20 protein-coding genes are annotated in these 24,336 nt (G+C 59.1%); 13 read left to right on the top strand and 7 right to left on the bottom strand.

Annotated features, from left to right (window positions below):
• Positions 1-88: 88 nt before the first annotated feature.
• Positions 89-2,128 carry an EAL domain-containing protein gene (locus Q666_RS0133205; RefSeq protein ID WP_023001175.1) on the bottom strand — a complete coding sequence of 680 codons (2,040 nt, stop codon included), beginning with the start codon at positions 2,126-2,128 and terminating at the stop codon, positions 89-91.
• A 135-nt stretch (positions 2,129-2,263) separates the two neighbouring features.
• Between Q666_RS0133205 and Q666_RS65910 the strand changes: the two genes are divergently transcribed.
• Together Q666_RS65910 and Q666_RS47240 are read left to right on the top strand one after the other, a co-directional pair.
• Complete coding sequence (locus Q666_RS65910; RefSeq protein ID WP_152533332.1) at positions 2,264-2,476, top strand: hypothetical protein; 213 nt, start codon at positions 2,264-2,266, stop codon at positions 2,474-2,476.
• A gap of 326 nt (positions 2,477-2,802) precedes the next feature.
• Positions 2,803-3,471, top strand: a complete 669-nt coding sequence (locus Q666_RS47240) for a GntR family transcriptional regulator (protein WP_023001177.1) — start codon at positions 2,803-2,805, stop codon at positions 3,469-3,471.
• Here Q666_RS47240 and Q666_RS47245 read toward each other — a convergent pair whose 3' ends face one another.
• The gene (locus Q666_RS47245; RefSeq protein ID WP_023001178.1) at positions 3,472-4,515 is read right to left on the bottom strand and encodes a substrate-binding domain-containing protein; all 1,044 of its coding nucleotides are present in this window, start codon (positions 4,513-4,515) and stop codon (positions 3,472-3,474) included.
• A gap of 249 nt (positions 4,516-4,764) precedes the next feature.
• Here Q666_RS47245 and Q666_RS47250 point away from each other — a divergent pair, with 249 nt between their 5' ends.
• The 4 genes from Q666_RS47250 to ugpC all read left to right on the top strand — a co-directional run bounded on the left by Q666_RS47250 (position 4,765) and on the right by ugpC (position 9,791).
• Positions 4,765-6,132, top strand: coding sequence for an ABC transporter substrate-binding protein (locus Q666_RS47250; RefSeq protein ID WP_023001179.1), 1,368 nt, complete (start codon positions 4,765-4,767; stop codon positions 6,130-6,132).
• A gap of 144 nt (positions 6,133-6,276) precedes the next feature.
• Positions 6,277-7,518 carry a sugar ABC transporter permease gene (locus Q666_RS47255; protein WP_023001180.1) on the top strand — a complete coding sequence of 414 codons (1,242 nt, stop codon included), beginning with the start codon at positions 6,277-6,279 and terminating at the stop codon, positions 7,516-7,518.
• Positions 7,518-8,666 (top strand): carbohydrate ABC transporter permease, encoded by a 1,149-nt coding sequence (locus Q666_RS47260; protein WP_023001181.1) that lies wholly within the window; start codon positions 7,518-7,520, stop codon positions 8,664-8,666. Before Q666_RS47255 ends, Q666_RS47260 begins: the two co-directional genes overlap by 1 nt.
• Before the next feature lie 33 nt (positions 8,667-8,699).
• The gene (ugpC, locus tag Q666_RS47265; RefSeq protein ID WP_023001182.1) at positions 8,700-9,791 is read left to right on the top strand and encodes a sn-glycerol-3-phosphate ABC transporter ATP-binding protein UgpC; all 1,092 of its coding nucleotides are present in this window, start codon (positions 8,700-8,702) and stop codon (positions 9,789-9,791) included.
• Between the two features lie 279 nt (positions 9,792-10,070).
• Here the strand turns inward: ugpC and Q666_RS64855 are convergent, their stop codons facing one another.
• The 5 genes from Q666_RS64855 to Q666_RS47285 form a co-directional block, all read right to left on the bottom strand.
• Positions 10,071-10,634 carry a copper chaperone PCu(A)C gene (locus tag Q666_RS64855; RefSeq protein WP_023001183.1) on the bottom strand — a complete coding sequence of 188 codons (564 nt, stop codon included), beginning with the start codon at positions 10,632-10,634 and terminating at the stop codon, positions 10,071-10,073.
• Between the two features lie 26 nt (positions 10,635-10,660).
• Positions 10,661-11,983 carry an FtsX-like permease family protein gene (locus tag Q666_RS47270; protein ID WP_023001184.1) on the bottom strand — a complete coding sequence of 441 codons (1,323 nt, stop codon included), beginning with the start codon at positions 11,981-11,983 and terminating at the stop codon, positions 10,661-10,663.
• A complete protein-coding gene (locus Q666_RS47275; protein ID WP_023001185.1) occupies positions 11,976-12,656 on the bottom strand; it encodes an ATP-binding cassette domain-containing protein in 681 nt (226 codons plus the stop codon). Before Q666_RS47275 ends, Q666_RS47270 begins: the two co-directional genes overlap by 8 nt.
• A gap of 9 nt (positions 12,657-12,665) precedes the next feature.
• A complete protein-coding gene (locus Q666_RS47280; protein WP_208993933.1) occupies positions 12,666-13,124 on the bottom strand; it encodes a hypothetical protein in 459 nt (152 codons plus the stop codon).
• A gap of 130 nt (positions 13,125-13,254) precedes the next feature.
• Positions 13,255-14,757 (bottom strand): alkaline phosphatase, encoded by a 1,503-nt coding sequence (locus Q666_RS47285; RefSeq protein WP_023001187.1) that lies wholly within the window; start codon positions 14,755-14,757, stop codon positions 13,255-13,257.
• 456 nt (positions 14,758-15,213) lie between these two features.
• On the opposite strand from Q666_RS47285, the gene Q666_RS47290 reads away from it, so the two are divergent.
• The 7 genes from Q666_RS47290 (at position 15,214) to Q666_RS47320 (ending at position 24,056) form a co-directional block, all read left to right on the top strand.
• Complete coding sequence (locus tag Q666_RS47290; protein ID WP_023001188.1) at positions 15,214-16,020, top strand: DeoR/GlpR family DNA-binding transcription regulator; 807 nt, start codon at positions 15,214-15,216, stop codon at positions 16,018-16,020.
• Positions 16,017-17,105: an ABC transporter ATP-binding protein gene (locus Q666_RS47295; RefSeq protein WP_023001189.1), complete on the top strand. Its 1,089-nt coding sequence runs from the start codon at positions 16,017-16,019 to the stop codon at positions 17,103-17,105. Before Q666_RS47290 ends, Q666_RS47295 begins: the two co-directional genes overlap by 4 nt.
• A 67-nt stretch (positions 17,106-17,172) precedes the next feature.
• Positions 17,173-18,456 (top strand): ABC transporter substrate-binding protein, encoded by a 1,284-nt coding sequence (locus Q666_RS47300; RefSeq protein ID WP_023001190.1) that lies wholly within the window; start codon positions 17,173-17,175, stop codon positions 18,454-18,456.
• Positions 18,457-18,576: 120 nt separating this feature from the next.
• Entirely contained in the window at positions 18,577-19,467 is an 891-nt protein-coding gene (locus tag Q666_RS47305) for a sugar ABC transporter permease (protein ID WP_023001191.1), read from the top strand.
• Positions 19,464-20,285 carry a carbohydrate ABC transporter permease gene (locus Q666_RS47310; protein WP_023001192.1) on the top strand — a complete coding sequence of 274 codons (822 nt, stop codon included), beginning with the start codon at positions 19,464-19,466 and terminating at the stop codon, positions 20,283-20,285. The genes Q666_RS47305 and Q666_RS47310 overlap by 4 nt, the downstream gene beginning before the upstream one ends.
• Positions 20,286-20,479: 194 nt before the next feature.
• Positions 20,480-21,388: a sugar kinase gene (locus Q666_RS47315; RefSeq protein ID WP_031269370.1), complete on the top strand. Its 909-nt coding sequence runs from the start codon at positions 20,480-20,482 to the stop codon at positions 21,386-21,388.
• Between the two features lie 247 nt (positions 21,389-21,635).
• Positions 21,636-24,056 (top strand): methyl-accepting chemotaxis protein, encoded by a 2,421-nt coding sequence (locus tag Q666_RS47320; RefSeq protein WP_208994457.1) that lies wholly within the window; start codon positions 21,636-21,638, stop codon positions 24,054-24,056.
• Positions 24,057-24,336 lie beyond the last annotated feature (280 nt).

Raw genomic sequence — 24,336 nt, forward strand, 5'->3', positions numbered from 1 at the left:
ATCTTTGTTTGGCGTCACTTCTTTTAGGATATTGATATTAATATCAAGGTTTAATTTGATAATAATTTAAGTTGAATTCAGTGATAAGTCAGCTTCCCGTTCGGTCTAAACTCGGGTGAAACTTTTTGATCTGCGAAGGCAGTAGATGTTTCCCGAACAGAAAGCCCTGCACCTGCAGGCATCCGGCTTGTTGCAGGAATTGCAGCTGTCGTTCCGTTTCGACACCTTCGGCGATTACTGGGATCTTGAAACTATGGCCGAGCAGAACGGCAGAGCGCAGGATTGCCCGGGCATGAGGGTTGGTTTCCAGCGACTGGGTGAAGGCTCTGTCGACCTTGATCTTGTCGAAGGGAAAGGCTTGCAGCGTGTTGAGCGAGGAATAGCCCTTGCCGAAGTCGTCCATGGCAACGCGCACGCCCATTTTGCGCAGCGAGAGGATCGTCTCGTGAACCCGTTCGTGATCCTCGATCGGGGTGGATTCGGTGAGTTCTACTTCCAGGCGTTCCGCCGGCAGGCCTGTCTTCATAAGTACGGTGGAAACGAGACCGGCAAAATCGCAACGGGAGAACTGCAGCGGGGAAGCGTTGACCGACAGCGTTACCGGGTTTTCCCAGCAGGCAGCTTCCTTGCAGGCTGCTTCCAGAACCCAGTTGCCGATATCCAGGATGATGCCTGACCGTTCGGCAATCGGAATGAAGTCCTCCGGCGGAATCGGGCCTTTTTCCGCGTGGCGCCACCGGACAAGCGCTTCGTAGCCAATCAGCTCGCCGGTCTTTGTCAGATTCTGTTTCTGGAAGACCAGGTTGAGCTGGTTTTCGAGCGTTGCATTGCGCAAGTCAGCCGCCAGGCCCGCCTCCCAGCGATTGGTTTCCTCCATGCCCGTGACATAGGGCTGGATCAGGTTGCCGCCGATCGATTTTGCTTGCTTGGCAGCAAGGTTTGCCCTTTGCACCAGCTTGTTCAGGTCCTTGCCGTCGCGCGGAAACACGGCAAGGCCAATACTGGAGCGGATGGACAGGCGGTAGGATTTCCACTGAACCGGCCTTCGGGCAAGGGAGCGAACCAGACGGGCGAAGTCTACGGCGTCATCCAAAGTGTCGAGCGACGGATTGATGACCAGAAATTCGTCACCGTAAAAGCGGGAGATGAAGACACTGTCGCTCAGGTTGTTTTTCAGTGTGCTGGCCAGGGTGCACAGGACAGTGTCGCCGACTTCGTAGCCGTGAAGGTCGTTGATGGCCTTGAACTGGTCCAGGCTGATCAGCACGACGGCGCATGTCTTGCCCTCCAGTTCGGCCTTTTCCAGAAGGTCTGCCGCAGCCTTCTGCACAAAATGCCGGTTTGGAAGTCGTGTCAGAGAATCCTGCAGCGACAGGTGTTTATAGGCTCGCCTGGCCGCGTTTTTCCTGTACCGGTCGAGCAGCGCACCAGTTGCAGCCACAAAGGTGCATAGACCGAAAATGACCAGCGACATCACCATCATGTGCTTTTCGGACATGAGCATGATTTCGCGCGGGAAACTGACTTCGCGAAGGGGCGTGGCCGGGGAATGCACCGGCATGTGTATCGAAACTGCTGACAGGAAAAGGAAAAGCGTTGCACTTACAAATGCGCGTCTGGACTGCAGCTGCGGAACGAAACTCATTGCAATTGCCCCAAGGCACGTTCCGAACAGAAATGTCCAAAGTCCGAAGGCTTCGCTCGTATCAGGTAAACCGGCGATCTCCCTGGCCGTCGTCAGTGTCAGACCCATTCCTGCAATGGCAAGGCCAAACAGGATGCCGCCAAGTTCCGGTGCGAGCCGGATGTTTCGCCGCACAGCAAGCGCATAACCTGACAGGAGACCGGCAAAGACGACAAGCAGGGCAAGCAGAGCCGTTTGAAGTCGGTACCCTGATTCCGCGGGTAGCTTTACCGAAGAAAAGGCGATGATCTGGGCCGCCCAGATTGCCGAGGCGCCGACGAGTGCAGACCAGATGAGCCAGATGACCCGCGCAGGGCTTGCATCGCGGTCAACCTTCGCAAGGAGCAGGAAGGAAAAGGCGCATCCGAAGAGACACGTTGCGATCGCAAGTGTCAAAAGAGCATGGTCATGCTCAAAAGACAAAACTGTTGCGACGCGTTCCATAAAAGCTCCCACCGACGGTTGATTTCATGAAAGCTTAAAAAGCATAACAAACTGTGTTTTTTCGGAGTATTTCAAGTATTGCACTTTGTTTAATCTGGTATTGTTGTAATTGCGCATGAAGTATCCGGTCAATTGGTGGCTTTTATTGTCAGTATTGACCTGTTTTGCGAGCGGCTTTGGGGCGCGTGGGTGCCGCTGCCGGTTTGCCTGCGTGCAATTGGAGCGGAAGAGTTGCTTCTGAAGAGCGTGGCGAAACCCGCCCTTTGTCTGAGCCAGGCAATTCGTAAACATCTGCCGCCAAAAGCGCGGCATTTTCAGGTAGTGGCGCGTTCTGCAGCACTGACTTGACGCTTCGGTAACTGGAGCATGTCCTTAAGTCACCGTAATTTTTGACAATATTTTTTCAGCCTCAAGAAAGCCCGAAATTCGTGCAAAATCCAGCAAATGAGCGGATCCGGAAGGTCCCAACTCTACCCGGGTGCCCTGAGGGCATGGGGATGGATAAAATTCTATCGATATAATTAGCAATACGGCATTGATTTGCTTCCAAAACAGGGCGGCCGCGCCGGAGGGCAATGCCTTCAGCGATCAGAAATACCGCTCCGGCCTCGAGCGAGAGGTGCGGGACAATGCAAACTGTTTAAGACACGTCAGGAGAACGGGTGCATCCCGCAATGCCAACGAAAGCCAGATCCACTCGCGTCGACAACGCTTATGAACGCTTGAAAACCGAGATCCTGAACGGGCAATTGCCACCCGGATTTCAGGCGCCGGAACCGGACATCGCGACACGGCTGGGCATGAGCCGGACGCCGGTTCGCGAAGCGCTTATCCGGCTGGAGGCTGACGGTCTGGTGGACCTCGTGCCCCGCCGGGGAGCAAAGGTTCTGCCGATTTCGCTGCAGGACATCTGCGAGATCTACCAGATCCTTTCGGCGCTTGAAGCCCTTGCCGCAGGCACTGCTTGCCGCAAGGCGGGTGACGAGACGCTCGCGGAAATCGAAGAAGTGCTCAACGAGGCCGATGATGCGCTGGAACGCCAGGACATCGAGGCCTGGGCCGTACACGATGACAGGTTCCACAGGCTGATGGCCAAGGCGAGCGGCAATCTGCGTCTGGAAGCTGAAATCGAGGGGTTTCTCGATCAGGTCTACCGGGCCAACACCGTGTTGCTGCGCCTGAACAAGGCACCGGCCTCAAATGCTGCCGATCATCGCAAGATTGTGCAGGCGATCCGGGACGGCGACACCGACGGCGCCACGGAGACGGCGCGGTTACACCGTCTCAACGGAATGCTCAGGATGAAGGATCTGCTGCAGGACTGCGGTCTCAGCCACGTTTGATCATTTTGGCGCAGCGGGGGCCGGGCCGGTGGACTGTCCGATGATCAGCTCCGCGTCCAGATGCAGGGAAGCCGGTTTGCTGGCCGGATTGGAAATCATGTTCAGGAGCAGCTCGGCAGCCTTTTCCCCGGCGTAGCGAACCGAGGAGCGGGTGCAGGTGAAAATCGGCACTTCGCCGCTGTTGGGCAGGAAAGACAGGGCATCGTCATGGGTGATGATGGACACGTCCCTGCCTGTCTTCAATCCGCACTGGCCGACAGCGCGGGCGACTCCGATCGCCGATATCATGGACGAAATCAGGAAGGCGGTCGGCGGATTGTCGCTCTTCAGCATCTCCATCGCATTGTCGCAGCCGTAGGGTTCGGTCATGTCCGCACTGCGCATCAAGGCAGGGTCCGGTGTCAGGCCCCGTGCTGCCAGCGCTTCCTCGAAGCCGCGCCGGCGCCGGTTGGCAAAGTCCATGTGTTCCAGACCGTTCAACAGTGCGATCCGGGTGTGGCCGAGGTCCAGCAGCAGGTTCGTCGCCCGCTCGAAGGCTCGCCGGTTGTTCATGTCGATCCACGATGTTTCTTCCTCGGCACCCGGGATGCGTCCGTGAACGACGAAGGGCAGATTGAGTTCTTTCAGAAGCCTGTGCCTGCGTTCGTCATTTGCGGGGCCGTGAATGATCACGCCGTCGGCCTTCTTGCGTGAGGCGATCTGCCGGTAGGCGTCTTCTTCCTTGGCATCGTCGACGACGGAGATGATCATGTCGTAGCCGTGGCGCGAATAGGTCTCTCCGGCGCCGGCTATGAACTCCAGAAAGATCGGGTTCATCATCTCGTGAATTGAGCGCGGTATGACATGGCCGATGGCCATTGCGCGGCCGGTTGCAAGCCGCCGCGCCTGGCTGTTGGGCGCGTAGCCGAGCTTGTCGGCCATCTCGGTCACGCGTTTGCGCGTTTCTTCGCTGACTTCCGGATAGCCATTGAGTGCGCGGCTTACCGTGGTCTGAGACAGGTTCAGCCGTTGCGACAGTTCTTTCAGGTTTACGCCATTGCTCATTCTGGCCCAAAACGCTTTGAAAGCGCCCTCCCAACAGGCTGTTATTGAAATGCAACATTAATTCGCGAGTTGCGCGCTTGACAAGGCCGAAGCCTGAAGACATGGTTAGGGCCAAATCCAAAGCGGTTTGGATAAAGGGTTCTGGTAGAATTGCCGACCTGGAAAAACGGGTAGGTATTGCTGCAAGGTGGCGAGGTATGCCACCTTGGGTGGAGTGTTCCAGCATAGGGACAATCTGGGAGGACAGATATGAAACTACGTTTGAAAGCCTGCACGGCAGGTCTGGCGCTTGCCATCGGGCTTGGCGCGGGCTCTGCATCCGCGGCTGACCTGAAATTCGCTCCGGGCGAAGGCCCGTTCAACTGGGACAGCTACAACGCATGGGCTGAGAGCGCGCCTGACCTGAAGGGGCAGACCGTGACGATCGCCGGCCCGTGGCTGCAGCCGGAAGACGGCTATTTCCGCAACGTGCTAGCCTATTTCACCGAAGCTACCGGCGCTGAAGTCATTTACACCGGTTCGGATTCCTTCGAACAGCAGATCGTGATTGATGCAGAAGCCGGCGCCGCACCGAATATCGCTGTCTTCCCGCAGCCGGGCCTTGCCGCCGACATGGCTGCGCGCGGCCTGCTGAAGCCGCTTCCGGAAGGCATGGCCGACTGGGTCGCCAACAACTACGGGGCCGGTGAAAGCTGGGTGAACCTCGGCACCTACAAGGATGCCGACGGCCAGGATCAGCTGTTCGGCTTCTTCTATAACGTCAACGTCAAGAGCCTTGTCTGGTACGTGCCGGAAAACTTCGAGGACGCCGGCTATGAAGTGCCGACGACCATGGAAGAGCTGAAGGCGCTGACCGAGCAGATCGTTGCCGATGGCGAAACACCCTGGTGTATCGGTCTGGGTTCAGGTGCTGCCACGGGCTGGCCGGCAACCGACTGGGTCGAGGATCTGATGCTGCGCACGCAGCCGGCTGACGTCTACGACCAGTGGACCACCAACGAGATCCCCTTTGACGACGAGCGTGTCGTTGCCGCGATCGAGGAATTCGGCTGGTTCGCACGCGACGATGCCAAGGTCGCGGGCGGCGCGGGAGCCGTTGCTTCCACCGATTTCCGTGACAGCCCGAAGGGTCTCTTCTCCTCGCCGCCGCAGTGCTACCTGCACCGCCAGGCATCCTTCGTGCCGGCCTTCTTCCCGGATGGGGTCGAGTTCGGCACCGACGTCGACTTCTTCTACTTCCCGGCCTACGCGGAAAAGGATCTCGGCAGCCCGGTCCTCGGTGGTGGCACGCTGATGGCGATCACCAATCCGTCCGACGCGACCAACGAACTGATGAAGTTCTTCGAACTGCCGCTCTCGCATGAAGTGATGATGGCCCAGACCGGCTTCCTCACGCCTCACAAGGGTGCCAACCCGGCAGCCTACAAGGACGACACGCTGCGCGGTCAGGGCGAGATCCTGGTCAATGCCAGCACCTTCCGTTTCGATGGCTCCGACCTGATGCCGGGTGCCGTTGGCGCGGGCACGTTCTGGACCGGAATGGTCGACTATACCGGCGGCAAGGACGCAAAAGCCGTCGCCGAGGAAATCCAGAAAAGCTGGGACGCCCTCAAGTAATCCTTCAGGCGGCCGGTCTCCCCAGGGAGGCTGGCCGTTCTTCTGACGGATCGGCGAAAACGTCCAAGAAACAAAGTTCCTAAACGCAGGAAGCCCCCGGTCTTCCGGGTGCCTCCCCATAATCAATAATGGGAGGGAACGGCCATGCTATCGGACAATCCGGCACTGTTAGGGCTCTTTACCATCGTCGTTGGCGTTGGAGCCTGCCTTGCCTATTTCTTCTTTTCGAATGTCTTTCTCGACAAGGTCCTGTTTCCGGCGCGCGGCCCCAATGCAGGAAAGAACATCAACCGGGCCAACATGATCCGGCCCTGGCTGTTCCTGTTCCCGGCCTTGTTCGCTCTGACGCTGTATCTTGCCTATCCGGTCTTCGAGACCTTGCGACTGTCGCTGACAGACCGCTCCCAGGGAGGGGCTTTTGTCGGCCTTGCCAACTATCGCCAGATGATGAACGAGGCGAAGTTCTGGGAAGCGGTGCGCAACAACATGCTATGGCTGATTGTCGTGCCGGCTGCCTCGACGGCTTTCGGGCTGCTGGTCGCCCAGCTCACGGACCGGATCAGATGGGGCAACTTCGCCAAGTCGCTGATCTTCATGCCGATGGCGATCTCTTTCGTTGGCGCATCGGTTATCTTCAAGCTGATCTACGATACGCGCGCCGCCGATCAGAACCAGATCGGCGTTCTGAACGCGATCTGGCTGAAGTTTGACGGTGGCATTGGCTCCGTTGTCTTTCTTCAGCTTCTTCCGACCCTTCTCCTGCTGGCGTTCGCTGTTGTTGTTGCCTATGTGGCCTGGACCTTCGTGCGTGGCATTGTCGCCCGGGGGGAGGACAAGTCGATCTGGCTTCTGCCCCTGCGCCTTCTGGTCGCCGTTGGCGGGATCTGGCTGATCTGGATTTCGCTGAGTTCCGCGGTCGGTGTCTGGATTGCCGAAGTGCCCTACGGCGAACCGCAGACCTGGCTGACGTTGCCGCTGTGGAACAACTTCTTCCTGATGGTGGTGCTGATCTGGATCCAGACCGGCTTTGCCATGGTGATCCTGTCCGCGGCCCTGCGCGGCATTCCGGAGGAAACCGTGGAAGCTGCGATCGTTGACGGTGCCAATCCGTTCCAGATCTTCTTCAAGATCAAGGTGCCGCAGATCATGGGGACCATCGTAGTCGTCTGGACGACGATCACGCTTACCGTGCTCAAGGTGTTCGACATCGTCTTCGCGATGACCAACGGCCAGTGGGAGACCCAGGTTCTGGCCAACTACATGTACGACAAGCTTTTCCGTGCCAACGATTGGGGAGTGGGGTCGGCGAGTGCCATCATCATCATGCTGCTCGTCACGCCGATCCTCGTCTGGAACGTTTACAACGCCCGGAAGGAGATGAAGTGATGGCCAGTATTGCTGGGAAAAAATCCGGCCTGACCTGGGCCGTTCAGATTTCCGTCGCAGCGCTCGTTCTGTTGTGGCTGTTTCCGACTGTCGGGCTTTTCGTCTCGTCCTTCCGGACCGCGGACCAGATCTCCAGCTCAGGCTGGTGGGCGGCGCTGTTTCCGGCCGAACAGAACGAGGTCTACCGAACTTTGGATCCGGACGAGACCCGTGTTGCCGACGGAGACCTTTTCACCGTGTCCGGCAACATCTTCGAAGGTGAGCCGCGCGAGATCCGCTCGTGGGGCGTCTCGTCCAGAGACGTGTCTGCTTACCAGCCGGGCGAAACGGCGGATATGGGCGATGGCGAAAGCCTGACGCTCCTCGCCGACGGGTCCTATGTCTGGAAGGGCAATGACAAGCAGATCTCCGGCCGTGGCCAGCGTGTTTTCGTGACCGCGACCGTGCCGCCGGAATTCACGCTGGAAAACTACCAGACCATCCTCTTTTCCGGCACCGGACAGGACAACATGGGCAAGGCGTTCTTCAACACGCTGACGGTCACCATTCCGGCGACGATCATCCCGATCGTCATTGCGGCGTTCGCAGCCTATGCCCTTGCCTGGATGGAATTTCCCGGCCGCGCCCTCTTGATCGCCGCCGTTGTGGCGCTGCTCGTCGTGCCGTTGCAACTGGCGCTCATTCCGCTGCTGCGGCTCCATCTCGCCGTCGGTATCGGCAAGGGCTACATGGGGGTCTGGCTGGCCCATACGGCCTTCGGCATGCCGCTCGCGGTCTATCTGCTCAGGAACTACATGGTCGGATTGCCACGGGACATTATCGAGAATGCCAAGGTGGACGGGGCGACGGATTTCCAGATCTTCACCCGCATCATCCTGCCGCTCAGCTTTCCGGCCCTGGCGTCCTTCGCCATCTTCCAGTTCCTGTGGACCTGGAACGATCTGCTGGTGGCCAAGGTGTTCCTGATCGATGCCACAGGCTCGACCACGGTGATGACCAACCAGATCGTCGAACTCCTGGGAACGCGTGGCGGCAACTGGGAAATTCTCGCGACGGCGGCCTTTGTGTCCATCGCAGTGCCGCTCTTCGTGTTCTTCGCGATGCAGCGCTACCTCGTGCGCGGCCTGTTGGCCGGGTCGGTGAAATAACATGAACAAAATCAACAATCGGGAGCAGCCGGCATGACATCGTTGTCCTTGAAGAATGTCAGCAAGTCCTATGGATCGGTCGAAGTTCTGCGCAACATCAACATGGAGATCAACGCAGGCGAGCTGATCGTTTTCGTCGGCCCGTCCGGGTGCGGAAAGTCGACGTTGCTGCGGATGATCGCAGGACTTGAAAAGATCACCGGCGGAACGCTGGAGATCGATGGTGTGGTCGTCAACGACGTGCCGCCGGCACAGCGCGGCATTGCCATGGTGTTCCAGTCCTATGCGCTTTATCCGCACATGACGGTCTACGACAACATGGCCTTCGCCCTGAAGCTGGCGGGCAAGTCGCGCGACGAAATCGACAAGGCGGTGCGGGCGGCTGCGGACAGACTGCAGCTCACTGCCTATCTCGACCGTCTGCCGAAAGCACTGTCCGGCGGTCAACGCCAGCGCGTTGCCATCGGCCGCTCGATCGTGCGGGATCCCAAGGTATTCCTGTTCGACGAACCGCTGTCGAACCTCGATGCCGCCTTGCGTGTTGCCACCCGGATCGAGATCGCACAGCTGAAGGAGAGCATGCCGGAAAGCACCATGATCTACGTCACCCACGATCAGGTGGAAGCGATGACCCTCGCGACCCGGATTGTCGTGCTGCATGGTGGAGACGTGGAACAATTCGGTGCGCCGCTGGACCTTTACGAGCGTCCCGCAAACACGTTCGTTGCCCAGTTCATCGGCTCTCCGGCAATGAACCTTGTCGATGCCAAGGTGACGGCGACCGGCCAGATGACATCCGTCCAGATGTCCGATGGCGGTCATGCGGACGTACCGATTGCCTCGCTCGACAGCGACAAGGGTGCGCGCGTCAAGCTTGGCGTGCGTCCGGAAGATCTCAGCGTTACCGAAGGTGACGATTATCTGGTCGCGGCGAATGTCGAAATCGTGGAAGCCCTCGGCGAGACAACAGTGCTCTATTTCGCGCCGAGAGAAGGCCACGATGCTTTCATTGCCAAGATTCCGGGTATCTACAAGGTTGAGAAGGGCACGGAACTGCGCCTGACGGCCCCACCGGAAAAGCTGCATCTGTTCGATGGCGAGGGGCGGTCGTTCCTTTACAGGTGATATTCCCGGCAGGGTTGGGTGTTTTTGGTAACGCTGTTGACCCCCACCCCTAACCGCTCCCCACAAGGGGGAGGGGGACTAATGCTTTACCGCGCTAACATGTAGGTGCGCTGAAACCCGCTATCCCTTTTCAGGTATTCGGGCAGACAAGTGAGATCTTTTCAATCTGCACGGACTGATCTCCCTCCCCCTTGTGGGGAGGGGTTAGGGGTGGGGTATTCATCGACTGAAGCTTGGGATACCAACCCCACTTGATCCCTGCCTCTAATCCCGGCAGATCTAATGCTGATGCCCTGCATGGCTGTGCCGGGTTGCATTGATGGATTCGACCTGGGCCTGCATCTCGATATGGCCGAAATCGAATTCGATCTCGATTTCGAACTCCTCTCCTTCCCGGAAAGGGCGGGTAAGGCCGCCGAGGCGCAGGGCGAGAGCGTTGGGAGCAAGAACGAGGGACTTGCCCGGTTGGATCGGAACGGGCGGCAGGGGATCGTAGCCGGTTTCACCGTCCTTCAGGGCAAAGCCGACCAGTTCGACCTTCGAGGCGATCTCGGTGTGACCGCCAACCAGCTTTACCTGCCGTCCGGAGGTGTTCTCGATGTTGACGAAAAGCAGCGCGGAGTTGGCCGAAGTCTCGCGGATCCAGGCGTGGACAGCACGCACGCCTTCAGACGTGCCTTCGTGGCTGCCTTCATCCTCATCGTGATGATGTTCGGCTTCGTCATGCGTTTCGTGTGCTTCTGCATCGCCATGCCTTGTTTCGGAGGCAGTATGTGTGCCGGACGCCAAAGCAGAGTGAGGCAGGCAGAACAGCAGTAGCAACAGGACGGCAAGGGCGCGCATATCGGGAAGATCCTTCGGGCTTCAGGTCAGGCGCGCAAATCAGTAATGATATTACGTGACATTGCCATGAAGGCCGGCAGAAGCGCGAGCAGAACCGTCAGACTGACGAAACCGGCGATGAGGTGAAACTCCGGCCAGTCGAGCGTTGCCGTCACCAGAATGTCCGTTCGGGCGGTGACGATTGAGGAGATGACATCGACCGCGATCCAACCTACGCCCAGCCCGACGGCCGAGCCCAGGACAATCAGGGTGGCGGCATAGGACCAGACCACGGCAAAGACGAAGCGTCCCGGTGCCCCGAGAGCCCGCAAGAGTGCCAGACGCCTGGCGAACAACCGGGCAAGGGCTATCAGCCCCGTCAGGACACCGGCGGTCACCAGCACCTGGGTCAGCACCGCCATCACCGACATGATCTGACGGATGTCCCCCATGAGTGCATGAAGTTGCGCAAGCACCGCGCCGGGGAAGAACGCCATGGTGTCGTCGCGGGTGAACTCGGACCGCAGGGCGTAATTCGCCCAAAGCTCATTGGCATGAACGAGTATCGCCGGTGTTCCCGGGAAGTAATCGGCGTCAAACGGCGGGCCGATCTGTGTCTGTCGTTCCGGGCCATGGCCATTGGTCAGCCCGTGCACTTCCCAGACGCTTTCCACCGGAACGAGAATGGCCTTGTCCCACGGGCTGCCGGTGGGCGGCATCCTGCCGACGATGGTGAGCGCGTGGCCGGCGTGGGCATCTTCTTCCGCGCTGTCACCAATGCCGTGCGCGGGTTCGAATGTCTCGCCAAGCTTCAGGTTGACCCGCGAGCCGGCAACCGCTTCCCCGCTGCCGGCAAAGAGCCTGCCTTCGGCAAGGTTCCCTGCCAGATGCGTGACGAACTGAGGCGTGGTGCCGACAACGGGTGACGACAGGTAGCTGTCGCCGAAGGCTATCGGGGCGGCAAGGTCGACGTCGTCATGGAGGGCAATCTCGTTGTAGATCTCGCCTCCCAGAAGCGGCACGTCGCTTGGTTGCAGATAGACGGCGGCAAACATCATGGTGATTTCGCTGCCGGGGGCTGCGACGATCAGATCGAACTTTTCCGCTGCCCGTGCCGTTCCCTTTCTGAGGCCGCGTTCCTGGGCTATCAGGCCAACGCCGATGCCGATGGAAATGGCGATCAGGAAAACGAAGGTCAGATTGGTCCAGCGGAAGCGCCAGAGCAGTGCTCCGACCAGCGCCTGTGGCCGGAAGCCCCAGATCACGATCAGGCCGGTTATCACGACGGGTAACAGAAGCAGCACGAGCCACAGCGTGTCCTGGGCAAGCGGCGAAAGGTCCTGCCAGCGGTCTGCGAAAAAGTCAGGCACCGGCCGCCTCCGTCTGCAGGTGGCCGTCCGTCACTTCTATGATCCTATCCATCCGGTCCAGCAGATGCTGGTCGTGGCTGACGGCGATCAGCGTCTTGTTCCGCGCGCGGGTCAGGCTGATTAGGTCTTCGATCAGGGCATCGGCGGTCTTGCGGTCGAGGCTTGCCGTTGGTTCGTCCGCGAGAATGATCTCGGGGTCGTGGGCCAGCGCGCGGGCAATCGCAGTGCGTTGGCGTTCGCCTCCGGAAAAACTGTCTACGGTCCGCGCCTCTGCCGGCACCTTGAGGCTCTTGAGAAAATCCCGTGCGGTGTCGGTGATCGACCGGCGCTTTTCTGCCGGGTTGAACGCCGTTGCAAGGGAGGCGTTGCCAAGGGCGCTTAGTTCTTCAAACAGCAGGAAGTCCTGGAAGATCAGCCCGACATGGCTGCGGCGGAACGCGGCGCGGGCGGCGTCGTTCAGCTGCACCAGATCGGTTGCACCCCAGCGGATATGACCTGTCATAGCCGGGTGCAGTCCGGCGAGCGCGTAGAGAAAGGTCGATTTCCCGGCACCTGACGGGCCACGCAGGCCGATGGTCGCGCCTTGTGTTGCATCAAAGTGATCGCAGGACAGCAGTACCCGGCCACCGGGTGTCCTGACGCGGAGATCGTCGACTTGAAGAGCAAGATTCATGAGACGCTGTCAGCTGCGTTCATAGACAGCATCGACAAGTCTTGCCCGGCTGACGAACCCGGTCTCGGGATCCTTGAAGGTTCCCAGTTCGAGAACACCCCTTGTCACGATCTTGCTGTTGAAGGCGACCACGTCGACAATGCGCTTGGTGTAGATGGCGAGAATGTCCCGCGGCCATTCCGCCTCGGTTTCACAGAACGGGCAAACTGCCATCGGAATCTTGGTGAGCACGAAGAACTGGCTGTCGGCCTTCAGGGGTGGGGCCATGTAGCCACCGACCGATACCCTTGTGCCTTCCAGTGAATGGGCGAGGTCGGAAAAGCTCCGGTCCTTGTTGTAAAGCGTGCGCAACTTGAGGGGGGCGTCCGCCGCACCGGCCGTGTCCGGCAGCAGAATTCCGGCAAACGGAGCGAGGCCGAGCCCGACGATAAGCTGTCTGCGGTTCATGACATCCCTGGTTCTGGCCAATTCATGCTCCTAACTTATCCGGCTAATATGACAAACAGGCAAAGGCCTGCCGGGCGGCAGGCCTTCAGGATCCCTGGCAGGTATTCGGCCGGGGATCCCGCTGAGCGCTTGTTGGACGCTGACTGAGGGCTTATTGGGCGTTCACAGCGTGGTTCATGACGTGGAAGATCACGTTCTGCTCGATGGTGCCATCGACCAGATGTGCCCACGGGCCCTTTGCGTAAACCGCAACATCTTCACCCGAATGGGTTTCGGAGGACTTGGGGATCAGCGCCTGCTGGACGTAGTCCAGATCGGTGGCGGTTTCCTGGTCGAGGTCCGGGCGCGAGCCGGTGTAGTCGTTTTCGCCTTCGCCCTTCTTCAGAACCGAGCCGGTGCCGTTCAGGTAACCGATCACGGTGTACGGCTTGCCGTCGTCCGCGGTCAGAACCTTGTCGGAATGTTTGATGCCCACCTGGGCAACGTCGTAGCAAAGGCCGAGGATGGCCGAACCGCGGCCGCAATAACCGTTGAAGGCGATGGCATGTTCGTGGTCGGCGGTGACGATGATGAGCGTATCTTCATCGTTGGTCAGCTCGTCAGCCATGGCAACGGCTTCTGCAAAGGCAACACCGTCGCGCATGGCGCGGGCTGCATTGCCGTCATGGTTGGCGTGGTCGACGCGGCCGGCTTCGATTTCCAGGTAGTAGCCGCCTTCGTTCTTGGACAGATATTCGATGGCTGCCTTGGTCATGTCGGCCAGGGACGGCTCGTCATTGTCGGCGCGGTCGGCCTCATATTCCATGTGGCTGTTGTTGAACAGGGCCAGTACGGGGCTGGAGCCGTCAAGCTTCAGCGACTGGAAACCGGCGGTGTCGGATGCGAACTGAGCACCCAGTCCGGTTGCACGCTCAACCAGGTCGACATTGTCTTCGCGGCGGCCCTTCAGCCCACCCATTTCCTTGTCCTTCGGCAGGAAGTAACGGCCACCGCCGCCCATTGCGAAATCGACGGTGCCGGCTTCCATGGCGTCGATCAGCTGGGTCGCGATGTCCTTCTGTGCGGTGCAGCCTTCCGGCACCGCGTCTTCCCAGTTGCGGTTTGCGGTCTTGGCGTAGACGGCAGCCGGAGTTGCGTGGGTCAGGCGGGCAGTGGAAACCACGCCGACAGACTTGCCGGCTTCGGTCATCATTTCGGAGAACAGGGCAAGCTGGTTGCCTTCAACGGTGGAGCAATCGTCATGGATGGCTTCTTCACCGAGGTTGATCAGGTTGAAGCGCTGCTTCACGCCCGTGTTCATCGAACCGGCGGTCGGAGCGGAGTCCGGCGTCTGGGCGTTGATGTTGTAGGTCTTGACCAGGGCGCTGTAGAACTCCGGAGTTTCGTAAGGGAGAACGTTTTCCTCGCCCAGCATGCCTTTCTGCTGACCGTCGAAAAGGCGCGTGGCGTAGTTGGTGCCGACACCGTTGCCGTCTGCGATCAGCAGGATCACGTTCTTGGCGCGGTTGGTGTTCGGCTGACGGTCCAAAATGGCCTGAATGGCGGCTTCGCCATCCTTGTACCACTGGCTGGAGGCTTGCGGCAGGGCGTCCTGAGCAAAGGCGACGGAGCCGGTAAGGGCCAGCGCGAGCGAAGTGCAAACGATCGTTTTCATGATATCTCCCGGAGGTGAGGGTGCATCCCGGGAGCTACTTAAAAACGCTGCATGACATCTGATTGACAGTTGGATGACGAAACAGATTTGTTATTTTATTACATAACCTCCACGATTGAATTCAATTCTTCTACTTTTGCGCCGTCTTGTCTCTTCTTCGGTAGCGTCTTGTCATCGAACCGCAGGGTTGGTCCCCGGCCGGGTAATCGACCTGGCAGCCTCGTGAAAAGCCCGGGCAATTACAGATAGAAAAATGGTGTCCTGAAATCTGAGGACGCTGTCGCGTCCTGTGTTCCTGGGCTGCCCGCTATCCCCTATTGTCACATCATTTTCATATGAGCGTCGAATAAGGTTCATATGAAAATGTTTTAACGGGCTTCGAAGTCAGGCTTTTTCGAGTCAACATGATGCCTTTGGAGCAACTGGCCTTCTGCATTTGCAGGAGGAGAGGGGACGATGGCGGATCAGAAGAACATGCTTGGGCAAATAGACATTTCAAAGCGTCAGGCCGAAATCGCGGATCTGGTACAAAAGGCAGGGTTTGCGTCCGTCGAGGAACTGGCGGACCGGTTCGAGGTGACCACGCAGACAATTCGCAGGGACGTCAACGGTCTTTGCGAACTGGGGATCCTGCGCCGGACCCACGGCGGCGTCGAGCCTCCGGCACCGGCGTCCAACATCCATTATTCCACCCGGCAGATCCTCAATCTTCCGGAAAAGCAGCTGATTGCGAAACTGGTGGCCGGCCACGTCGGCAACAACCAGTCGATCGCGTTTTCCATCGGTACCACCCCGGAGATCGTGATGCAGGCCCTGGTTGGGCATGAGAAACTGGCGGTTTTCACGAACAATCTGAACGTGGCCTTCACGGCTTCGGTCAATCCGTCGTTTCAGGTGACCATCACCGGCGGGCGGTTGCGTCATGGCGACCGCGACGTGCTGGGGTCCGCAGCGCAGGCGTTCTTTTCCAACTACAAGGTCGATATCGGCATTTTTGGTGTTGCCGGTGTCGATGAAGACGGCACGCTGCTGGATTTCCATGAGGACGAAGTGGCGGCCCGCCAGTCGATACTCGCCAATTGCCGCCGGTCCTATCTGGTCCTCGATCACAGCAAGTTCGGCCGGAACGCCCATGTGCGCGGCGGTCAACTCAGCGATGTCGATGCGATCTTCACCGATTGCCCGGTGCCGGATGTTTTCCTGGCATCGCTGGAAGGCACAAAAACGGAAGTGTTCGTGGCCGACGACGGGGATGAGGCGTGACATCAGATCCGCATATCCCGGGTGCGAAACCCTCTGGCGCCGGCAAGCCGATCGTCCTTGAAACGGTGTCGCGTGCCTGGGGTGAGACGGTGGCCGTCGATGGCCTGTCGATCGATATTCCGGCAGGCTCCTTCACGGCACTTCTGGGTCCGTCCGGCTGTGGCAAGTCAACGACATTGCGCATGATTGCGGGTCTCGAGAATGTCAGCAGCGGACGCATCCTGATCGGCGGAGAGGATGTCACCGGCCGTCCGTCGGCCAAGCGTGACCTTGCCATGGTGTTCCAGTCCTATGCGCTGTTTCCGCATCTGAACGTTGGCGAGAACATCATTTTCGGCCTCAAGGTCCGCCGGGTCGGCAGGGCCGAGCGGGACCGGCGTCTTGCAAGGGTTGCCGATCTTCTGGGCCTTGGCCAGTTGCTGGAGCGCAAGCCGGGTCAGCTTTCGGGCGGTCAGCAGCAGCGTGTCGCGCTTGGACGGGCAATCATCGGCGAAAAGCCGATCTGCCTGATGGACGAGCCGCTGTCCAATCTCGACGCCAAGCTGCGCCATGAAATGCGGGTGGAGATCCGCGCGCTGCAGCAGCAGCTCGGCTTCACGATGGTCTATGTCACGCATGATCAGGTCGAGGCCATCACCATGGCCGATCAGGTGGTGCTTTTGAACGGTGGCCGGCTGGAGCAGGTGGCGAGCCCGCGGGATCTTTACGAAAAACCGGCAACGCCCTTTGCCGCCCGTTTCATCGGCACCCCGCCAATGAACCTCTTTCCGGCCAATGCCTTCAGGAAACTGTGCACCGCGCCGGACTTCAAGCTGGGCCTGCGCCCTGAGGCAATGCATCTGGAAGACGGCGGCCCGGTCAACGCGTCTGTTCGTGCCGTCGAGTATCTGGGGGCGGATGTGCTGGCCGATTGCGAAGTTGCCGGCACCGGTTTTCAGGTGCGCCTTCCGGCCAGCCGGGCCTTCACGCCCGGCCAGTCCGTGCAGCTCGGCTTTTCGCCGGACGATCTTCATGTTTTCGACGCCGATACCGGCCGCCGCCGAGACGATCTCATTTCCGAGTTCGGAGCCTTGTTGCGCTCCTGACCTGCTGCGCACGCCCGCGTAGACCGACCGCAGACCTGCGGATTTTCGAACCTTAGGAAGTAAACTGATGTTGAAGTCCACTTTCCTGAAAGCCGTTGCGGCAACGGCGCTTTCCTTCAGCACCTGGGCCTCCGCTCAGGCTGTTGATTTGCAATTCTATTTTCCGGTCGCCGTTGGCGGCAAGGCTGCTGACACCATCCAGGAACTGACCGACGCCTATGTTGCGCAGAACCCGGACGTTACAATCGACGCCGTTTATGCCGGCTCCTACCAGGACACCGTCGCCAAGGCGATCACCGCTTCGCGCGGCGGCAACCCGCCCCAGCTTTCGGTGATCCTGTCTGCCGACATGTTCACCCTGATCGATGAAGACCTGATCCAGCCCTTCGACGACTATCTGACCAGCGACGAAGACAAGAAATGGGTCGAAGGTTTTTATCCGGCATTCATGGAAAACAGCCAGACCGGCGGCAAGACCTACGGCATTCCGTTCCAGCGCTCCACGCCGGTGCTCTACTGGAACAAGGAAGCCTTCGAAGCGGCCGGGCTTGACCCGGAGGTCGCTCCGGCAACTTGGGACGAAATGGTCGAATTCGGCAAGAAGCTGACGAAGAAAGACGACAGCGGCAATGTCACCCAGTGGGGCGTGCGTATTCCGTCTTCCGGTTTCCCGTACTGGCTGTTCCAGGGCCTTGCCATCGAAAACGGCGCGATCCTGGCCAATGCCGACGGCAACAAGACCAACTTCGACGATCCCAAGGTGGTCGAGGCGCTGCAGTATCTTGTCGATCTCAGCACCAAGCACGAAGTGATGGCTCCGGGCATCATCGAGTGGGGCGCAACGCCGAAAGCCTTTTTCGAAGGCCAGACGGCCATGATGTGGACCTCCACCGGCAACCTCACCAACGTTCGTGACAATGCTCCGTTCAAGTTCGGCGTTGCCATGCTGCCGGAAAAGGCACAGCGCGGCGCACCGACCGGCGGTGGCAACTTCTACCTGTTCAAGGGAGCTTCCGACGAACAGAACAAGGCTGCCGTCAAGTTCGTTCAGTGGATCACGGCTCCGGAACAGTCCGCGAAGTGGACCATCGCAACAGGTTACGTCGCTCCGCGCGCCGAAACCTGGGAAACCGACACGATGAAAGCCTATGCGGCTGATTTCCCGGCTGTCCTGGTTGCCCGCGACCAGCTGGACTTCGCCAAGGCTGAACTGGCGACCTACCAGAACCAGCGCGTGACCGGCATCTTCAACGATGCGCTTGCTGCTGCCATCACCGGCCAGAAGGATGCCGAAACGGCTCTGAAGGAAGCTCAGGCGCAGGCCGACGAGATCCTGAGCGAATACCGCTAACGCCATTCGGGGCGGAGCGCCGGGTCCCACTCCGGTGTTCCGTCCCGTTCTCCAGACCTTTCGCCGTCCTAACCGCAATTTGCTTTAGGTCGGGTTTTTCTCCTTATCGGGGCCTAGACCATGAAGCGGGGCATTGCCTTGAAACGCGACTGGATCCACGGCTGGCTGCTGTTGCTGCCGGCAATGGTGTTCCTGTTTGCCTTTACCCACATCCCCGCGGTCACGACGTTCCTGAACAGCTTTTTTTCCACCCCGCGCGGACGCCGCCCGGCCAAGTTCATCGGCCTATCCAATTATGAGCGCATGCTGGATGACCCGGTGTTTTGGAAAGTACTCTGGAACAACGTCTGGTTCGCCTTTGGCACCATTCCGATCTCCGTTGGTCTGGCGATCGTCATGGCGCTCTGGGTCAACGACAGGCTGGTTGGCAGAAGCTTCGTGCGCATGGCCTATTTCACGCCAACCGTTCTGCCTCTGATCGCCGTCGCCAACATCTGGATGTTTTTCTACACGCCCGGCTTTGGCCTGGTCGACCAGATCACCGGTGCCCTGTTTGGCTGGCCTGCCAGCAACTATCTCGGCAACCCGGACACCGCGCTCAACGCCATCATCGTGGTCACCGTCTGGAAGGAAGCCGGCTTCTTCATGATTTTTTATCTTGCGGCGCTGCAGGCAATTCCGGTCACGCTGAAGGAGGCCGCGCAGATCGAAGGCGCCGGGCGCTGGACGATCTTCTGGCGGATCACCTTTCCACTCCTGATGCCGACGACCCTGTTCGTCTGTGTCAACGCGGTCATCAATTCCTTCCGCCTGGTGGACCATATCTTCATTCTGACGGACGGTGGGCCGGACAACGCCTCGGCACTGCTGCTGTTCTACATCTACGAGGTCGCATTCCGCTTCTGGGAAACCGCCTATGGCGCAACGCTCACCGTCGCTCTTCTGGTGCTTCTGTCGCTGCTTGCCATCGGCCAGTTCTTCTTCTTCGACCGCAAGGTGCATTACAAATGACCGGCGCCGGCTTTTCCTTCGACAGGGTGCTCAACACCTTCGCTGCCTGGGCATTGGCACTGTTGTGGGTGCTGCCGCTGGCCTATGCCATCTGGACCGCTTTTCATCCGGCGGCCTACGAGGCACGGTTCGAGCTTCTTGCACCGCTGACACTCGACAATTTCTCAAAGGCCTGGGATGCGGCGCCCTTCGCCCGTTACTTCCTGAACACCTTCCTGCTGGTGTCGATGATCCTTGCCGGGCAGTTTTTCCTCGGCACACTGGCCGCCTTTGCCTTCGCCCGGTTCCAGTTTCCCGGGCGCAATGTCTTCTTTACGCTTGTCTTGCTGCAGCTTCTGGTGATGCCGGACATCCTGATGGTGGAAAACTATCAGACCATGCGCATGCTCAATCTGGTGGACACCATCCCCGCCATCGCGCTGCCCTACATCGCGTCCGGCTTCGGCATCTTCCTGCTGCGGCAAACCTTCATGACCATCCCGAAGGAACTGGACGAGGCAGCGCGCATCGAGGGTGCTTCGGTTCTGGGCGTGTTGTGGCGGGTCTATATTCCGCTCGCAAAGCCGACCTATCTTGCCTATGGCCTCGTTTCCGTCAGTCACCACTGGAACAATTTCCTGTGGCCGCTGATCGTGACCAACTCGGTGGACACACGCCCGGTTACCGTCGGTCTCAGCATCTTCTCGGCCATCGACAGCGGGGTGGAATGGTCGGTCATCAATGCCGCGACGTTGATGACCTCCGGGCCGCTGCTGATCGCCTTTCTGCTGTTCCAGAGGCAGTTTGTCCAAAGCTTCATGCGCGCCGGCATCAAATAAAATTAATCCGAGAAACAGCAGAAACCGGGGATGAATGACCATCATCCGGACGGCCAAACCGCTTTGGCAAGGGGCATAGACCTTTGTGCCACTTTTTAAGGCATGGGCTTTCATGCTAATGGATTTAAATCCCGGTTTTCTGCGGGGTTTTCGCCTTTAGTTTTTCTGATCCCCGAGCATCGAGGAGCCCCGCCGTGTCACTCAAATTCCTTGCCATTGGCGAATGTATGGTCGAGATGGCACCAACGGGTGAGGGCACCTATGCCATGGGGTTTGCCGGCGATACGCTCAACACCGCCTGGTATGCGCGCAAATGCCTGCCTGCCGACTGGACCGTCGGCTATTACACTGCGGTTGGCCGCGATCAGGTGTCGGAGCAGATGCTTTCTTTCCTGAAAGAATCCGACCTGGAGACGGCTGCCATCCAGAAGCGGGACGACCGGACCGTCGGCCTCTACATGATCCAGCTGAAGGACGGCGAACGCAGCTTCGCATACTGGCGTTCGCAATCGGCAGCCCGGTGTCTTGCCGCGGACGGGACACATCTTGCATCTGCGCTTAGTGGTGCGGGGTTGATCTACTTCAGCGGGATTACCCTTGCGATCCTTCCACCGGAAGACCGGGTAAAATTTCTGGACGCACTCAGAACCGCGCGAAAAGCCGGTGCCAAAACGGCGTTCGACCCGAACCTGCGTCCGCGTCTTTGGGAAGATGCAGACACCATGCGGGCAAGTGTTACGGAAGCTGCCGGCTGCTGTGATTTCCTGATGCCGTCCTTCGAGGACGAGCTGGCCCATTTCGGTGATGCAACGCCAGACGTCAGTGCTGACCGCTATCTGGCAGCAGGGGCAGGCATGGTCGTGGTCAAGAACGGGCCGGAAGAGGTGATCTGCGCGGATGCCGTTTCCCGGCAGGCTTTCCAGCCAGCGCCGGTTTCCAGCATTGTCGATACGACTGCAGCCGGCGACAGCTTCAACGCGGCGTTTCTGGCGAAGTATCTTTCGGGGGGCGACGTCCCGGCAAGCGTTAATGCCGGTGCACGTCTCGCCGGCAAGGTGATCCAGCATCGTGGTGCCCTCGTTGCCTGCCTCGAAACTGCCTGAGGGTAAGTCCGTATGATTCGGCTGGTGATTGATTGCTTCAAGAAAAGGCGCTCAACCCAAAAGAGAATATATTGCGAATATTGACAGTATGATTTGAAGGTTGTTCCGAATTCTTTCGCCATTATTTGCCTGAAAATAACTTTATGCGATGAAATTAAGCTTTCGTTCGCTCCTTGTCCTTACCCTACGTTCGGTTTTGATCGTTGGCTGAATGGGCCATCTGAGGGGGGCACGAATGTTCTCAGGCATGCGTTTGTCGAAAAAGATTCCGGCGCTGGTTTTGGGCGCCGCTGCGGTGGTTGGCATCGGGATCGGTGTTTCAAGTTACATGACGTCCTCCATCAGCGTGAACAAACTGACAGTGGAACGTCTCAAGGCAGCTGCCGGCACCGGCAAGCAGGAAACGCTCGCTTACCTGCATTCGATTGAGCGCGAACTTGTTCTGACAGCAGAACATCCGGGCACAGCTGCTGCCGTTCAGGAGTTCGCCTCCGTCTGGGATTTCTGGAAAATGTCCGGCGGTAATCCGCAGGAAGAACTGCAAGCTGCCTATATCACCGGCAACCCGCATCCGACCGGCGAGAAATACAAGCTCGACCGGGCCGAGACCGGGTCGGCTTACGACGAGGTGCACGCCAAATATCACCCCTGGTTCCGGAAACTGCAGCAGGACCAGGGTTATTACGACGTGTTCCTGTTCGACGCCAAGGGCAACCTCGTCTACACGGTCTTCAAGGAACTGGATTACGCCACGAATTTCGAAAAGGGTGGTAGCCAGTGGGCCGATACTGATCTGGGCGAAGTCTATCGCAAGGCGATGGCGATCACCGCAGAGGACGAAGTCGCCTTTGAGGATTTTGCCGCCTATAAGCCGAGCTTCGACGCCCCCGCCAGCTTCATGGCGCACCCGATTCACGCGAATGGTGAAACGGTTGGTGTTCTGGCCTTCCAGATGCCGATCGACAAGATCAATTCCCTTATGGCCAGTAGTCTCGGGCTCGGAAAAAGCGGTGATTTGGCCTTGATCGGTGAAGATCGTCTGATGCGCAACGATACGCCGCTCACTGCCGACAAGAACGATATTCTGGCCACGGAACTGAGCGGTCCTGTCATCGACAAGGCCTTCGCGGAAGGCAGTGCCTTCGGCATGAATACCTATTTCGGCGACAAGCTGATGGACGTTGAAGCCGAGAAGTTCACCTACCAGGGCAAGAACTTCGCCATCGTCGCCATGCAGACCTACGCTGAAGCGATGGCGCCGGTGACAACGATGCGCAACCGGATGATCCTCGCCGGGCTCGCCTTGCTTGCGATTGCCGCTGCCCTTGGCTTTTTCGCCGCTCGTTCCATCACGAAGCCGATCGGAAAGGTGGTCTCCGCCATGAACCGGCTTGCTGATGGGGACACACGCGTAGAGACGGACGGGTCCGAGCGTGGCGACGAGATTGGCGACATGTTCAAGGCCGTGGCGATTTTCAAGGAAAACGCCATTCAGCGCCGTCATCTTGAAGACCAGGCCCGCAACGAACGTGACAGGGAACGCCAGCGCCAGGCTTTCCTGGAAGGGGTGATCACGGACTTCAAGTCGATCATGACTGATCGCCTGGCAACCGTGTCCGACCAGATGGAACGGATGCGCGGTGCTGCCACAACGCTGGAAGACCTGGCATCAAATGCGAAGTCTGAATCCGATCAGGCAGGCCACGCCTCCATCAGTGCTTCTGAAAACGTCGCCGCCGTTGCCGCCGCAACAGAAGAAATGACGGCCACGGTTCAGGAAATCGCCAACCAGACCGAAGCCACCACCCGCATCGTTCTGGAGACCGTGGAAGCGGCGGAACAGACCAACCGCAACGTTCAGACGCTGTCGGAAGCCGCCGAGCATATCGGCAGCGTGGTCAATCTCATTCGCGATATCGCAGAGCAGACAAACCTTCTGGCACTCAATGCCACCATTGAGGCAGCCCGTGCGGGGGAAGCCGGTCGCGGTTTTGCGGTCGTGGCATCGGAAGTCAAACAGCTTGCAGAGCAGACTTCCAAGGCGACGGACGAGATTTCCGGCCGGATTTCAGGCATCCAGTCCTCGGTCCGCGATGCAGCGGGTGCCATCGAGCACATTGCCGAGAAGGTGTCCGACATCAAGAACCTGACCAGTTCCGTGGCAGGTGCTATCGAGGAACAGCGGGCGGCAAACCAGGAAATCGCGCGCTCGGCCCGTTCGGCCAGCGACAGTACAGGCAATGCAGCCAGCAGCATGTCGTCTGTTTCCGGTGCAGTTGAACAAACGTCGACGGAAGCCGGATCGGTCAACACTGCGTCCGACCTGGTTTCGGAGGCAAGCGACAGCCTTGCCCGCGAGGTCGAGAAGTTCCTGGCGGACGTCACGAAGGACGTCGAGGACCGGAGACGTTCGGTGCGCAAGGCGATTTCCGAGGATGTTGCCATTACCTTCGCGGATGGCCGCAAGCGTGCCGCGCAGCTGATCGACGTCAGCGTCACCGGCGCGCAGATCCTGGATATGACCGATCTGCCGATCGGCGAACGGATGACGCTGGAATTCCTGGATGGCACCGTGCTGCAAGGCAAGGTCGTGCGCCAGACAGGAGCAGGCTGCGGCGTGGAATTCGCCGAACAGCTAGCAGAAAGCCACATTCTCATCGCCGCATAAGACGGCAATCTCAGGAAACGAAAAGGGCGCCTGTCGGCGCCCTTTTTTGTTGACGAAAGCCCTTGCGCCCCGATCCCGGAACTTCGCTTCGCTGCGTCCGGGATGACGGATGAGGGGGAAAGGAACGGTGCCGTTGGCGCCTTTTCCCTGTCCTTACCATGCACGATCCTCATCCTGAGGAGGGCCAAAGGCCCGTCTTGAAGGATGGGCCACTTGCTCAGTCTCAGCTGCTTGAGCCTACCCAGCGTCCCGTTGGGCAATCCAGTCGTGATCCGGATGG

This window comes from Labrenzia sp. C1B70 (assembly GCF_000475395.1).
Lineage (GTDB): Bacteria > Pseudomonadota > Alphaproteobacteria > Rhizobiales > Stappiaceae > Roseibium > Roseibium algicola.